Source organism: Ruegeria halocynthiae, assembly GCF_000743705.1.
In the GTDB taxonomy this organism is placed as follows: Bacteria; Pseudomonadota; Alphaproteobacteria; order Rhodobacterales; family Rhodobacteraceae; genus Ruegeria; species Ruegeria halocynthiae_B.
In genome coordinates this window covers 817,492-830,742 of record NZ_JQEZ01000003.1, presented here as the reverse complement: position 1 = coordinate 830,742, position 13,251 = coordinate 817,492, and the positions used below count along the sequence as shown (strand labels likewise).

At 57.3% G+C, this 13,251-nt stretch carries 12 protein-coding genes and 1 pseudogene; 7 read left to right on the top strand and 6 right to left on the bottom strand.

The features are described 5' to 3' along the window. Nucleotide 1 precedes the first annotated feature (1 nt). The 6 genes from JT51_RS14685 to JT51_RS14660 all read right to left on the bottom strand — a co-directional run bounded on the left by JT51_RS14685 (nucleotide 2) and on the right by JT51_RS14660 (nucleotide 7,865). Complete coding sequence (locus JT51_RS14685; RefSeq protein ID WP_037313899.1) at nucleotides 2-982, bottom strand: branched-chain amino acid ABC transporter permease; 981 nt, start codon at nucleotides 980-982, stop codon at nucleotides 2-4. After that, nucleotides 979-1,875, bottom strand: a complete 897-nt coding sequence (locus JT51_RS14680; RefSeq protein WP_037313898.1) for a branched-chain amino acid ABC transporter permease — start codon at nucleotides 1,873-1,875, stop codon at nucleotides 979-981. Before JT51_RS14680 ends, JT51_RS14685 begins: the two co-directional genes overlap by 4 nt. A 142-nt stretch (nucleotides 1,876-2,017) precedes the next feature. Then, on the bottom strand, nucleotides 2,018-3,334 hold the full coding sequence (locus JT51_RS14675; protein ID WP_200876090.1) for an ABC transporter substrate-binding protein: 1,317 nt from the start codon (nucleotides 3,332-3,334) through the stop codon (nucleotides 2,018-2,020). A gap of 264 nt (nucleotides 3,335-3,598) precedes the next feature. Then, entirely contained in the window at nucleotides 3,599-4,846 is a 1,248-nt protein-coding gene (locus JT51_RS14670) for an ABC transporter substrate-binding protein (protein WP_051927575.1), read from the bottom strand. Then, nucleotides 4,843-6,180 carry a sigma-54-dependent transcriptional regulator gene (locus JT51_RS14665; RefSeq protein WP_037313895.1) on the bottom strand — a complete coding sequence of 446 codons (1,338 nt, stop codon included), beginning with the start codon at nucleotides 6,178-6,180 and terminating at the stop codon, nucleotides 4,843-4,845. Before JT51_RS14665 ends, JT51_RS14670 begins: the two co-directional genes overlap by 4 nt. Then, complete coding sequence (locus tag JT51_RS14660; protein WP_152563357.1) at nucleotides 6,177-7,865, bottom strand: sensor histidine kinase; 1,689 nt, start codon at nucleotides 7,863-7,865, stop codon at nucleotides 6,177-6,179. The genes JT51_RS14665 and JT51_RS14660 overlap by 4 nt, the downstream gene beginning before the upstream one ends. 259 nt (nucleotides 7,866-8,124) lie before the next feature. Here JT51_RS14660 and JT51_RS21530 point away from each other — a divergent pair. The 7 genes and pseudogenes from JT51_RS21530 to JT51_RS14620 all read left to right on the top strand — a co-directional run bounded on the left by JT51_RS21530 (nucleotide 8,125) and on the right by JT51_RS14620 (nucleotide 13,187). After that, nucleotides 8,125-8,872 (top strand): annotated as a pseudogene (locus JT51_RS21530) (IS5 family transposase). 168 nt (nucleotides 8,873-9,040) lie between these two features. Next, on the top strand, nucleotides 9,041-9,874 hold the full coding sequence (locus tag JT51_RS14645) for a dimethylarginine dimethylaminohydrolase family protein (RefSeq protein ID WP_051927574.1): 834 nt from the start codon (nucleotides 9,041-9,043) through the stop codon (nucleotides 9,872-9,874). A gap of 336 nt (nucleotides 9,875-10,210) precedes the next feature. Then, nucleotides 10,211-10,642: a hypothetical protein gene (locus JT51_RS14640; RefSeq protein WP_037313890.1), complete on the top strand. Its 432-nt coding sequence runs from the start codon at nucleotides 10,211-10,213 to the stop codon at nucleotides 10,640-10,642. After that, nucleotides 10,639-11,304 carry a MotA/TolQ/ExbB proton channel family protein gene (locus JT51_RS14635; RefSeq protein WP_037313888.1) on the top strand — a complete coding sequence of 222 codons (666 nt, stop codon included), beginning with the start codon at nucleotides 10,639-10,641 and terminating at the stop codon, nucleotides 11,302-11,304. The genes JT51_RS14640 and JT51_RS14635 overlap by 4 nt, the downstream gene beginning before the upstream one ends. A gap of 31 nt (nucleotides 11,305-11,335) precedes the next feature. After that, the gene (locus JT51_RS14630; protein WP_037313885.1) at nucleotides 11,336-11,662 is read left to right on the top strand and encodes a biopolymer transporter ExbD; all 327 of its coding nucleotides are present in this window, start codon (nucleotides 11,336-11,338) and stop codon (nucleotides 11,660-11,662) included. Beyond that, on the top strand, nucleotides 11,659-12,036 hold the full coding sequence (locus JT51_RS14625) for an ExbD/TolR family protein (protein ID WP_037313883.1): 378 nt from the start codon (nucleotides 11,659-11,661) through the stop codon (nucleotides 12,034-12,036). The genes JT51_RS14630 and JT51_RS14625 overlap by 4 nt, the downstream gene beginning before the upstream one ends. Further along, nucleotides 12,033-13,187 (top strand): energy transducer TonB family protein, encoded by a 1,155-nt coding sequence (locus JT51_RS14620; protein ID WP_037313881.1) that lies wholly within the window; start codon nucleotides 12,033-12,035, stop codon nucleotides 13,185-13,187. The genes JT51_RS14625 and JT51_RS14620 overlap by 4 nt, the downstream gene beginning before the upstream one ends. The last annotated feature ends 64 nt before the right edge of the window (nucleotides 13,188-13,251 follow it).

Sequence of the window (13,251 nt, the reverse complement as noted above, 5' to 3'; positions counted from 1 at the left end):
GTCATTCACCTGCTGTCGGCGCATCCGCACCGGCCGATTTTCCGGACTTCTTTTTGCCGCCGAAAAGGGACCACAGGCCTTTGGGCAGGAAGATGATGGTAAGCAGCATCATGGTGCCCAGGATCATCTGCCAGGTGTTCGGCGAAATCTCGACGGCATAAACCCGTACGATTTCCAGAATGAATGTGCCGATCATTGGCGCGACAATATTGCCGGTGCCTGAAAGGATCGAAACGAACACAAACTGACCCGAAGTTGTCCAATTGGTCATTTCGGGATCGACATGCCCCAATGGCAACGCCCAGAGAACACCGCCGATGGCGGACACGGTGGCGGCCAGGACATAGGTGATATGAACGGCCTGACGGGCCGAGGTGCCAAGATATTCGACCCGCAGTTCGTTTTCACGGATCGCCTCGTTTACATAGCCGGTCGGGCCTTTCAGGAAACGGTTCAGGACGATGGCGCAACCGATCGCTACGCAGCAGGTCAGTGTGTAAAGGGTCAGCCGGGATGTTTCACCCTCCGGGTGCCATCCCAGATAAGACGGGGTTGGCAGGTTGAAACCGTCTGTTGAACCCAGCTCTTCTGTGCTTGACAGCAACCCAAACAGGATCATCGACACCGCAAGGGTCAGCATTGCATAAAAGATTTCGCGATAACGCCGCAGCAGGAAACCCAGCAGACTTGACAGGATCAGGGCAGCGACAATGCCGGACGCCAGCAAGACAAAAAAGTCCGTAACCCCAAGGAATTTTGCCATCAGGCCAGCTGCGTAGCCGCCGACACAAAAATACAGGCCCTGGCCAAAAGACACCAACCCCGCACGCATCTGAATCATGACGCCAAGGGCAACCAGCCCGGTTCCCATCGAGACATGCACATAGTTGACGATCCATTTCGGTAATATGAACGCGACAAGGATCAGGAAGGGCAAAGCGATCAGCAGCCCAAGCTCGGTTCGGTCGAGGTGTTTGGTCATATTTTTCTGCTTTCTGCCAAAGCGAACAGGCCATAGGGCTTCACAGCCAGAACCGCCGCCATCACAAGATAGATCGAGAAGAGTTCCGCTGGCGGGTAGAGGTGCACGGAAGCGGCGCGTGCAAATCCGACGATCAGGGCACCGATCATGGCGCCGCCGATGGATCCCATGCCGCCGATCACGATTACGGCGAAGGACAGCACAACGATCTCTGCGCCGATGCCGGGGGAAACCGAGATTTCAGGTGCTGTGATGGCCCCACCAAGAGCACCCAGAATGGCACCGCTGACAAATGTGACCGTGAAGAACAAATTCACATTGATGCCAAGCGCGCCGCTGATCTCGCGGTCTTCTATAACGACCAGCAGCAGCTTACCCACGCGGGTTCTGTTGAGCACAAGAAGCAGCGACACCCCGACGACCAGAGCGGTTCCAATGGTGATGAATTTGTAGACGGTATAGGGAATATCGAAGATTTCCACCGTGCCAAAGTAGAAGGCCGGCTGCCACGCGACATAGGATTGAGTACCCCAGATAAGCTTGGTGACGTCTTCGAGTATGAGAAAGATCGCATAGGTGACAAGCACCATGAGAACCTCGTCCCGGCCATACATGAATTTCAGAACGCCACGTTCGACAATAAGGCCCGCGACCGCACCGGCAATCAAAGCGGCCAGAGGGATCAGCAGAAATGTCAGTGCGACGGTCGATCCTGTGGTCGTATAAACGCCGATGGCCCAGGCCGAAGAATAAGCCCCCAGAGCGTAAAATCCGCCATGGGCGATATTGAGGATTTTCATCACGCCGTAAATCAGCGTGAGTCCAACCGAGGATAGAAACAGCCACGCGGCAAAGCCAAGGCCATCGACTGCGATCGCAGTTGCGGTCAGCATAGATAACTCCATTTCATTTCAATTTCGCGCGCGGGATCGGATCGGCTGCATAGAAGTGCCGGAAGACGTCTTTGATCCGAGGTTCGGCGAAATGTCGGACAGAGCGGCGTTACCGCCCCGCCCGACAGGGCAGATCAGCGCGTTATTCGCACTTGGCCCCCTCAAAGCCGCCTTGGATCCACTCGATCGAGGTGACACCGGCTGGCGGGTTCACACATTCCGCGTTGAACCTGACCACATCGACCAGAACGGGCTTACCTGCGTCCTTGTCGTATTTGTAAGTCCCGTAGGCGGTGTCTTGAATTGCCTGGTGTCCATTGGCCAGCGCCATGGAAACCGTACCGCTTGGGCCTTCCCATTCCAGCCCTTGCAACGCGCCGATAACGGCGTCCTGCTCGGCGCTTCCGGCTTTGTCTGCCGCCGTTTTCACACCCAACAACGCCTGCGCCATTTTGTAGGATGGGTAGGTGGGAAAGGTGCCAAAGCGATCAAAGTACGCTTTGCGAAACCAGTCATTCAATTCTGAATCGGGCGCAAGCGCGCCATGCGGGCCGCGTGCGCCGATGACGGTACCGTCTGGCAATTGCGGACCAAGGCGTTGCATGGCTGTCTCACCAGTTACAAGCACAACGTTCGACCGCTCAAAGATGCCACGCGCCGAGCCCTGAATGATAAAGGCTTCCATGTCCGAACCCCAAAAGCTGGAGTGCACGACATCCGGTTTGGACGTAAGCAGGACGGAAATCTCAGACCCGTATTGGCCTGCATAAATTTTCGGGAACTGCTCTGTTGCAACGGATGCATCGCTGTTGAGCTGCGCGACGGTTTCCGAGAAATCACGCCACGAATCCTGTCCCCAAGCGTAGTTCTGATTGATGCCCGCGATGCTGTCCAGATTGACGCCTTGTTGTTTCAGGTAGCGCGCCGCAGCCACATTATCCATGGTCGCATGCCCACCAGTACGAAAGGTGTACTTCGGATCGGTCACGATCTCTTCGAAAATCTGCGAGGTTCCGCAGTCGAACAGAATGGTCAGTTTCTGGGCTTTTTCCGCCTCTGGCGCGATTGCTTTGCAGCTGCCCGAGGAAATGTAACCGATGACCATCTCGACACCGTCTTTTTCGACAAGCTTCAGATAGTCGGCGTTCTTCTGCTTAGAGTTTTCGTCAACAAAGATCGGTTCGATCATGGCGCCGCCGATGCCGGGCGTGTTGTACGGACCCGGTACCGTTCCTGCGTTGATGGACTGGATCATCAGCTCGGCCGCGTTGCGGGCCGGGACGCCAAACGGACCAGCGGCACCGCCTGACAGGAAGGTCACAAAGCCCACCTTGACGGATTGATCCTGCGCGCTGGCGGTATCCGAAAGTGCCATCACGCTGAGCGTTGCAGCCGCCATCAGCGATGTTGAGGTTTTGAGAAGCGATCCCATGGTTGCGCCGAGACGAGATTTCGTCATGATTTTCCTCCAGATTCTAACCCGTTAAGGGGTGGAAAATCGCACGTGTGGTCACAGTCCGGCGACGAGCCGCCCGTGTCGTTGTCTGTACGAAGTCCTCCCTTGCGACCTCGCAGAGGTCACCCAAACAGGAAAAGGTATGGCGCCACCCGGTTCAATTTCAGCGACTCGGACCCATGAGCGCATAGCGCTCAATCCGCGCAATCCCCGAGCGGAAACCGCTCGGATACGTGTTTTTGCGAATGATGCGTGGATTGGGGGGATTTACTCTGCCGTCGGGCTTGGGGGTAATCGAGGCCATTGTGCGGGCGGGTGATAGATCGACCAGTCGCCCAATTGCACAGTCGCTGGCGGGTACGTGTTGTTGAAGACCGTATGCCCGATCGCCTGCACCTGCAAAAGCTGATGCGTTGCCGGATCCATGCGCGATTTGAATCCCTGGGGATCTTCCGGCAGCGACAGCTCAAGGGATTCGAGCGCCAGACGTAAACGGCCTTTGTCTTTGGTTCCACCCGCGACACGAACCGCCTCGGCGATGGCAAGAATACCGGCATAGGCGCCCTGTGCTGCATAGCTTGGGTAACGACCGGCGCGCTCATAGAATTGTTGCACAAAGTCACGGTTCTGCCCCGTCGGGGGCCAGTTTACGTGATGGCGGGCGGATAGAACCAAACCAAGGGGCATATCGTTGCCCAGCCCGGCGAACACCTCATAATTGCCACCGGCGTCAAAGTTCATGAACTGCGCCTGTTCGAAAAGATCGAACTGTGTTGCCTGTTTCACAAAGGTTACAAGATCCAGACCCCAGTGACCGCTGACAACAATGTCCAGATCTGATGTGGAAAGCTGTTGCAGATAAACGGTGTAATCCGTTTCAAACAACTTCGGCCAGAATTCTCCGGCGACCTCATAGCTGACGCCGCGTTGGTCAAGAAAAGCCCTGAGATCATCCCATGCCTGATACCCGTATTCATAATCCGGCCCGATGAATGCAATGCGCAATGGCCGATCCGGCAGTTGGTGGTTTTCGGCGATATATTGAGCACCCGCAAACATGGACTGGCGCGTGCCATTGCTGACCCGAAAGTAATAGGGGTGCAGATCATCGGTGACCAGCGAGGGCGAGGCGTGATCGGTTCCGATGAAAAATGTCCTGCTTCTGAGGGCCTCTGCCGAAACCGCCCTGGCGATGCTGGAGCTGACAACACCACACAGGAAATCGACCTTGCTGTCCTGAATAAACGACTTGGCAATTTGCACGGACCGCAGGGCTTTTGAACGCGTGTCCTCAATGCTGATGTCCAGTTGCGGGTAATCTGACGGCGCAAGGGCCTGCAGGTGATCCTTGGCCATCTGAACGGCAATGGCGCTGTCCCTTCCATAAAGCCCACCTGGTCCGGTCAGCGGGAAAAGACACCCGACACGAACTGCCCCGGGCTGGGCCATGACCGCCTGCGCCGTCAGCACAGACAGGCCGACCAAAAGCGCAATCCGGAAAAACCGCAGGTTCATGGCAATCCCAGCCTTTGCAATTTTCGTTTCAATGCGTGTCGGGAAATGCCCAGACGTTCGGCGGCAATGCCTTTCTTTCCCCCGGATTTCAAAAGGGCGTCCTGGATCATCGTCCGTTCCACGCCGTCCATCGATTCTTCGATTGAAAGGGGGCGGGTCGGTTCCACTGTTACAATCTCGGCGGGCAGTTGTTCCGGGCCGACAGTTTGGCCGGGCTGCAGGATGGTCAGCCGCTCAATAAGGTTTTTGAGTTCGCGCACATTGCCGGGCCAGGGGTACGTGGCCAAATAGCTTTGGGCAGCCTTGCTGATACTGATCGGCCGCGTCGCGGCTTCTTTGGCAAACCGGTTGGCAAAGTAGTTCGCTAGAAGGCCGATGTCCTTGTCGCGGTCGCGCAACGGCGGGATTTCGATCGGCATCACATTCAGACGGAAAAACAGATCTTGGCGAAATGTCTGATCCTCGACGGCTTGTTCAAGGCACTTGTTGGTCGCCGCGATGACGCGGACGTCAGAGCGGTGTTCCCTGGGCAGGCCCACCGGCCGGTAGCTTCTGGTTTCCAGGAACGTCAGCAGCTTTGCCTGCACGGCAAGAGGCATCTCGCTGATCTCGTCCAGAAACAGGGTCCCGCCATGGGCAATCTCAACCAGCCCCCTAAGGCGCGACACCACGCCCGGCAGCGATCCCTTTTCGGCTCCGAACAGTTCAGCTTCTATTTGGTGTTCCGACAAGGTCGCGCAGTTGACTTCGACAAAAGGGGTATCGTCCCCTGATCCCTTCAGGTGCAGCTGCTTGGCGACAACCGCTTTGCCAACGCCTGTTTCACCGGACACAAGCAGCGTGTTGATCTGGCTGTTCGCCAGGCGGTCGATCTGGTCGCGCAGTTCCCTGATAAGGGGCGAGTTTCCGATAAACGTCGTGTCATTGGTGTATCGGTCCCGAAGATACTGAATCTCGGTCTCAAGCTGTTTACGCTTGCTTGTCTCTTGGATCAGATGGATCAGTTCGTCGACGTCAAATGGCTTGGACAGATAGTCCACGGCCCCCATCTTGATGGCCAGAACGGCATCCTTGGTGTCGTCAAAGGCTGACATCATCAGCACGGGGATTTCCGGCACCTGTTCGTTCAGCCAATCCAGAACTTCTATGCCGTTTTTGCCCGGCATACGCATATCAAGCAGGATCACACCCGGCTTTTCCTTGAGCGCCAGTTTGCACCCATCCGACCCGTTGTGCGCCCTGAGACATTCAAAGCCCGCTTGCTTCAGGGTAAACGTCAGCGACTGTGTCAGCTTTACTTCGTCGTCGATAATGAGAACTGTCGTGTGTGTCATGACATATCATCTTCAAGCTGTTTCGTGTACGGAAAGGCAACGCGCGCCGTGGTGCCCACCCCGGCCTCGCTTTCGATTGTCAGTTTTCCGCCGTTGACCTCAACCAGTTGCTTGGTGACAGACAGCCCCAGCCCCGATCCGTTCGAGCGTGTGGTGAAAAACGGCCGCATGATCTTTGACTGCAACTCTTCATCCATGCCGACACCATCGTCCGAGACGGACAGGATGGCATCACCATTGTCGCGATAGGCCCGCATGGCCAGATGACCGCCATGCGGCATGGCATCCAGCGCGTTCAACACAAGGTTCAACAGAATCTGGCGGCAATGCGCCTGATCAATTGTGATCCTAAGGTTGGATTCCCCGGACAGGCTGACCCGGATGTTGCGTTCATGGGCCGTGGTGGCGATCAGCGTTTTGATCGCCCGCAGGACCTCTTTCACCGCGATAACGTCCTTGGACGGCTCGCTGGGCCGGGCGTAATTCAGGAATTCGCCGATTGATGTGTCGACCCGGGCAATTTCCGATGAAATGACTTCGAACATTTCCTGACGTTCCGGGTCATCTTCTCCGCGTCGCAGGCCATGGACCGTGGTTGAAACCGTTGTCAGCGGGTTGCGGATTTCATGCGCAATACCCGCCGCCATACTGCCAAGCGCCGCGCGGCGTTCAACATCGATCCGGGATTCGATGAGCTGCCCCAGCTGTTCGCGCATACGATTGTAGGACCGTGCCAGAATACCAAGCTCACCCGGTGCTTCTTCGGACACTTTCACCGAGAAATCGCCGTTCGCAATCGCCCTCGCCCCCTCACTCAGCGGTTGCAAATGCCGCGAAAGGCGTTCCGACATCTTGTGAAACAGATAGATCAGACCCAGAGCCGACAGCGCCGCCGCCACCAGAAGAAGATAGCGAATATAGGTCTTCGGCTCCTGATAGATATCCCGCCCCTTGACCAGATGAATGCGCCAGCCCGGGAAAAACTGCCGGGACGACGCGATGGTATCAACCACGTTGCTTTGTGTGCCAACCGCAGTCAGCCTGAGGCGGTCAAAGACGACGATCTGGGGTTCGTAGACATTCGGCTCGACCAATGCGGCAGTCTGCTCTGTCAAAGAAGCCAGCCTCATTCTGAGGGACACAGACCCGACCTGCTGTTGATCAATTGCAACCGGCATCGTGATCAGAAACCAGCCCGGCCGGCCATTGCGTGGCACGACCGGCCCAAGCACCTGTACGTTTCCCTGTTGGATCAGGGGAAGCGTGTTGTAATCATGTGGCTCTTCCCGCGACCGGCTTCTTGGAACCGTATGCAGAATTTTGCCACCCATATCCGACAGTTCGACTGCATAAATGTCGGGGTTTTCCGTTTCCAACCGCAGAATATCGCTGAGCAACGTCGAAATCTCGTCCCGATCCTCGCTCAGGAAAAAGGCGGTCGTGTCCGGCAGATCGACAATATTTTCAAGCCGGTTCACTTGAACGGCCATGAAATTACTCATCTTTGCAGCGGTGGCCTCAAGATTGGCATCAACGCGATTTTTGATCAGGTTGTTAAGCAGATTGGCGCTGTAGCGATCATACAGGCCCGCAATAATCGCAAGCGGAATGAGCGCCGCAACAAGTGACCCCCACAGGTATCTGCGCGCAACATTGAAACGGGTTGTCGGTGGCTTTGGCCGCACTGCAATCTCCTCCAATAAGCAGACTAGCGAGGTTCGCGGAAGAGCGGAAACCGCTCATGTTGATTTGTGAGCGGATTTCGCTCAATTGTGCATCAGATGCCCGTCGTCAGGGTTTTTCTGGTCCAAGTAGGTTGAATTTACGCTGTCGTTTTGGCTGAAACCGGAGTTTCCCGGCCAAATGCCGCGTCAGTGCTAGGCTCAGGATGCATTGATTTTCGACGCGCCGCATGATTCACGGCTCGGAAAACGGAGCGGTTACATGAGCGACCTTTTCTGGCTGACCGACGAGCAGATGGCCAAGCTTTCCCCTTTCTTCCCGCAGTCGCATGGCAAGCCACGTGTCGATGACAAGAGGGTACTGAGCGGAATTATCTTCATCAATCGCAATGGGTTGCGGTGGCGTGACGCTCCCAAGGGATACGGGCCGCACAAGACGCTTTACAGCCGGTGGAAGCGTTGGAGCGAGAAGGGTATCTTCGCTCGGATGATGGTCGGCCTGGCAACTGAACACGGAGAGAAAAGACCGTGATGATCCCCTCTCGGGACATTGCTGCGCAATGCCCTGCCGGGCAGCGGACGCGACCTACCTAAAGGCACACCGTACTGCGGCCGGCATGGCCGCAAAAAAGGGGGATTACCCGTCTGATTGGTCGAACCAAGGGCGGCCACTCAGCCTTTTTGTCACCGCAGGGCAAGTCAGCGATTACATCGGTGCTCGGGCTCTGCTCAGCAGCATACCAAATGTGGACTGGCTGCTCGGGGATCGTGGCTATGATGCCGACTGGCTCCGAGATGCGTTGAAAGACAAAGGGATACGTGCCTGCATCCCAGGTCGAAAGCAACGCAAGACTGCCGTGAAGTACGACAAGCGTCGGTACGAACAACGCAACCGCATAGAGATCATGTTTGGCAGGCTCAAGGATTGGAGGCGTGTAGCCACGCGCCATGATCGCTGTCCCAAGGTCTTCCTCTCCGCCATCGCACTCGCAGAAACCGTCATCTACTGAGTATGAATCCTGACCCTAGGTCGCGATAGTTCCCATTTTCGCGCTGCTTCATTCCATCGTGTTTTGCAAATTTTGCTTCAGCTTTCTTGGAAATGACCCATTCCAGATCTGCAATATCGTTTTCGACATCATGCAAGGCACTGCATCACTACCGTTCGCAGACATCTGATGAAGCACATCAAGGCGCCGTCAAACCAGAGCCTGCCGATGACCCCGGCAGAAGCCTATCAAGCCACGATCAAGATGTTTGGTTCAGAACCTGAACCCTCATTTGAAACGCCCGACCGTCAAGAAAAGATCTGGGGCCGCAAGTGGGGCTGTGACAATGATTTTGGCAAGATACGTTCGATCCTAGTGCACCGCCCGGGGGCCGAACTGTCAATCCTCGACCCGAACAAACGGATTGAAGAGCTTGGAACATACGGAGACCGCGAGGTTGGCTGGTACTGGCAGGGGCAAGAACTGCCGTCTGTCGCGGACATGCAGCAACAGCATGACGGAATGGTTGATGTTCTGAAATCCGAGGGCATCGAAGTCATCGAAATGCAGGGTGTGGCCGCGCCGCTTCTGAAAAGTTGCTATACGCGCGACCCGGTCATCGTGTTGGACGGCGGTGCCGTCATCGGCCGGATGGGTCCGAGAATTCGGCAGGGCGAAGAACTGACGGCAACGCGGACTCTTGCAGGCCTGGGTATGCCCATATTGCGCACGGTGACCGGTACCGGAATGCTGGCAGGTGGCTCCTACGCGCGGATCAACAAAACCACCGCTGTTGTTGCAAGATCGGTTCGCGGTAATGACGAGGGAATCGACCAGCTTCGTGACGTCCTGGAACGTTCGGGTGTCGATCTGATCGTCATCGACATGAACGGATATCTTCTGCATATCGACAGGGTCTTTGTGATGCTGGACAAGGATCTGGCTATGGTCAATCAGAGCCAGCTTCCATTCAGTTTCATTGACTTTCTCGAGAAGTTCGGGGATCGAGCTGCTGTCTTGTGAGGCCGAAGACAGTGACTGGATTGTCAATTGTATTGCGCTCAGCCCACGTCGCGTTTTGATGGCCGAATCCTTCGGGTGGTTTGTGCAGCACAGCCCTGTTGAAATGGCCCGAAACAGGCGAAACCACAGGCGACCTGTTTTTTTGCAGCCAAACGCGAAAGCACGCGGCTGGGCGATGACTTTGGCCATTCGAACCTGACCCTCAGGCCGCTTCGGGTGGATTACCCGATATCACAAAGGTGTCGGCGGCCCTTTCGCGTCTCAACCGTCTTGGATATGAGGGATAAAACGCCGGACAGGCCTTGCGGCCGGTGTCGAACAACTGGGAGAGCGCCAATGATGTTTCGCCGTACGGCTCTTGCTGCGATACTTGCCACATTGCCTTTGCAGGCGTTGGCGCAAACAGCAGACACAGCACCAAAAGGTCTGCATCTGGAGCTGAATAAAGTTCAGGATGTGGAAGGAGCCTGCCGTTTGACCTTTCTGGCCGAAAACGAAACCGGAGCGGCGATTGAAACGGCCAGCTTTGAAACGGTGATTTTCGACGCAACCGGCCGTGTGGTCAACCTTACGCTTTTCAAGTTCAGGGATTTACCGGCGAGCCGGCCGCGTGTGCGCCAGTTCGACGTAAAAGGGATGACCTGCGACATGGTCGGACGCGTGCTGATCAATGGCGTGAACAGCTGTATCGTCGAAGGATCAGACAGTGAGGTCTGCGATCAAGGGTTGTCCCTGAGCAGCCGAACAGAGGTGGAGCTTATCGGATGAGTTTTCTTGACGCCCTGCAAGAGATCCTTGCCCTCGGCGGGCCGGTGGTCGCCATCTTGATCGCGATGTCCGTGGTGACCCTTGCAGTTACGCTATACAAACTTTGGCAATTTATGGTCTCGGGCGTGGGGCGACACCGGGTGTTGTCCGAAGCCCTGGCAGCCTGGGATGCGGGTGATGAACAGACTGCCCGCGCACGGCTGAGCAAAAGCCGCAGTTATCTTGCACCACTGGTCGGCGTTGCGATGGACGCGCCGGATATGCCCGGCCTGGATCAAAGGCTTGATGCCGAGGCCGGGCTGGCCCTGGCGGGGCTGGAACGCGGGTTCCGGTTTTTGGACACGGTGGCCCAACTTGCGCCTTTGCTGGGGTTGTTCGGTACGGTTTTGGGGATGATCGAGGCGTTCCAAAGCCTTCAATCTGCCGGTTCGTCGGTTGATCCGTCGCTGTTGGCGGGCGGTATCTGGGTGGCGCTGGTCACCACGGCTGTTGGTCTGGCGGTCGCGATGCCGACCTCGATGGTGCTGTCATGGTTCGAAAGCCGCACCGCCCGCGAACGGGTTTTCGCGGATAAGGCGCTGCGCACGATTTTGGTGCCGGGGCAGGCAATTCCGTTGACCGAAGACACGCAAACTGCGGCGACCGCACCCGGACATGCGTAACGCGGCACCCTTCGTCAGACGGCCTTTGGCGATGACACCTCTCATCGACGTTATCTTTCTGTTGTTGCTGTTTTTCATGCTGACCTCGACGTTCTCGAAATATGGCGAGATCGAGCTGAGCAATGCGACTGCCGGAGGCGCAACATCTGACGCACCGCAGGACCGCGCCTTTGTTCAGCTTGGGGCGGATCGTCTGGTGCTGAATGGCACGCCGACTACGTTGGACGACCTGACCACGCAGGTCACATCCGGGCAGGTTCTGGTCAGCCTGGACCCTGACACAACTGCGCAACGCCTGGTGGATTTTCTGGTCCTGTTGCGCGGGCGCGAAGGTCTGAGCGTTCTGGTGCTGGAATGATCCGCTTTATTCGCAAACGCCGCAGACGCGATTCAACCATTGCCCTGATCAACGTCGTGTTTCTGATGCTGATCTTCTTTTTGATTGCGGGCACCGTGGCGACGCCGCTGGACCCTGATCTGAACCTTGTCGACACGTCCGAGTTGGAAGGGCGCGAGCCGCCTGATGCGCTGGTGCTGCATCGGGATGGGACGCTTAGCTATCGGGGTACACCAACCGATCCTGAAATTTATATGAGCGGGCGCGACCCCGGCCCGGTACGCATCGTACCCGATCGCGAGGCCCCCGGCGCGCGGCTGATCGAGGTGACCGGCGATCTGCGCCGTCTGGGTGCGGTATCCGTATTTGTCGTGACCGAAAAGGCGCTGGAATGATCCGGGGATCGGTCGTTATCGCGGTTCTTGCCGCGTTGGTGTCGCTGTTGCTGCACCTCATGGGGCTGAGCCTCACAGCGCCCCGGCTGGTGGACGAGCCGCGTGAAGCAGGCGCGCCGGACACGGTCGATCTGGGCAGCAGCTTTGAGGATCTGGTTGAATCGGTTGCCGAACCGGTTGAACCCGAACCTGCTGAGGCCCCCGAGCCCCCTGTTGAAGCCGCTCCCGAACCTGAACCGGCAGAGATTCCGACCAGCGAGGTGCATGTGGCCTCGGACAATCCTCAGCGTACATTCGCACCTGACACCGGCTCCTCTGAAGTATTGCAGCCGGTCACGCCCGAGCCGGTCGAAGCGGACATCCCCGAAACCGAAGACACCACGGATGGCGACAAGACTGCCAGCGACGACGTGGATGAAACCCCGCCCGTCGAGACAGCCGAAGCCATTGAATCGCCCGAAGGCAGCCCCGAAGCGCCCACGCCGGTCGACGAAACCCCGGCGGCACCCCAGCCCGCCGAGACCGAGCAGTTGGCCGCGCTGCCAGAGCCGACGGAAGACACACAGCCATCGGTCGCCCCGGTCGTTCCGATCGAAAGTGAGGCGGTCGAGGCCGATATCCCAGCCACCCCAGTCGAACCGGTTCCGGATGCAGAAGATAGCAGCGAGGGTTCAGAATTGGCCGTGACGTCTTCGATCCGGCCGCAACTGCCAGACCGCAGACAGCGGCCCGAACCTCAGGGGGTGCTGAACGGGGCGCGGGACTTCAGTAACCTGCGGTTCCCATCGCGCGAGATCGAGTCGCCCCTGACCACTTACAAACGCCGGGGCATTGATACCTTTACCTCAGGCGACAGCGGTGCCCGTTCGGGCGGTCGCGGTCCCGGGAACTCGGACAGAACCAACTATGCCGGGCGGGTTCTGGTTCACCTGAACCGCGCGCCGGTCGTCTATACGGCGGCCCGAGGGTTCGCGAAGATTTTCTTCGAGATCAACCCGGATGGAACTCTGGCCTGGGTCGATGTCGTTGACAGCAGCGGCACTCCGGATGTTGATCGCGCAGCCAAGGCACAGGTGCGTGCGGCGTCTCCGTTCCCGCTACCGCCCGGAGGTGTCAGTCGCAAGCTGTCATTTGTCTATTCCAGCAACTGACCCATCCGGGCCGTGATTGGGCAATAAGTAAGAATTTCGCCATTTAAAGGGGCGCGAAAATTTT

Bases quoted from the DNA above. Each gene is read 5' to 3' on its own strand.
- JT51_RS14665 (WP_037313895.1), bottom strand. From the start codon at position 6,180: ATGACACACACGACAGTTCTCATTATCGACGACGAAGTAAAGCTGACA.
- JT51_RS14640 (WP_037313890.1), top strand. From the start codon at position 10,211: ATGATGTTTCGCCGTACGGCTCTTGCTGCGATACTTGCCACATTGCCT.
- JT51_RS14625 (WP_037313883.1), top strand. From the start codon at position 11,659: ATGATCCGCTTTATTCGCAAACGCCGCAGACGCGATTCAACCATTGCC.
- JT51_RS14680 (WP_037313898.1), bottom strand. From the start codon at position 1,875: ATGCTGACCGCAACTGCGATCGCAGTCGATGGCCTTGGCTTTGCCGCG.
- JT51_RS14670 (WP_051927575.1), bottom strand. From the start codon at position 4,846: ATGAACCTGCGGTTTTTCCGGATTGCGCTTTTGGTCGGCCTGTCTGTG.
- JT51_RS14675 (WP_200876090.1), bottom strand. From the start codon at position 3,334: ATGACGAAATCTCGTCTCGGCGCAACCATGGGATCGCTTCTCAAAACC.
- JT51_RS14645 (WP_051927574.1), top strand. From the start codon at position 9,041: ATGAAGCACATCAAGGCGCCGTCAAACCAGAGCCTGCCGATGACCCCG.
- JT51_RS14620 (WP_037313881.1), top strand. From the start codon at position 12,033: ATGATCCGGGGATCGGTCGTTATCGCGGTTCTTGCCGCGTTGGTGTCG.
- JT51_RS14635 (WP_037313888.1), top strand. From the start codon at position 10,639: ATGAGTTTTCTTGACGCCCTGCAAGAGATCCTTGCCCTCGGCGGGCCG.
- JT51_RS14685 (WP_037313899.1), bottom strand. From the start codon at position 982: ATGACCAAACACCTCGACCGAACCGAGCTTGGGCTGCTGATCGCTTTG.
- JT51_RS14630 (WP_037313885.1), top strand. From the start codon at position 11,336: ATGACACCTCTCATCGACGTTATCTTTCTGTTGTTGCTGTTTTTCATG.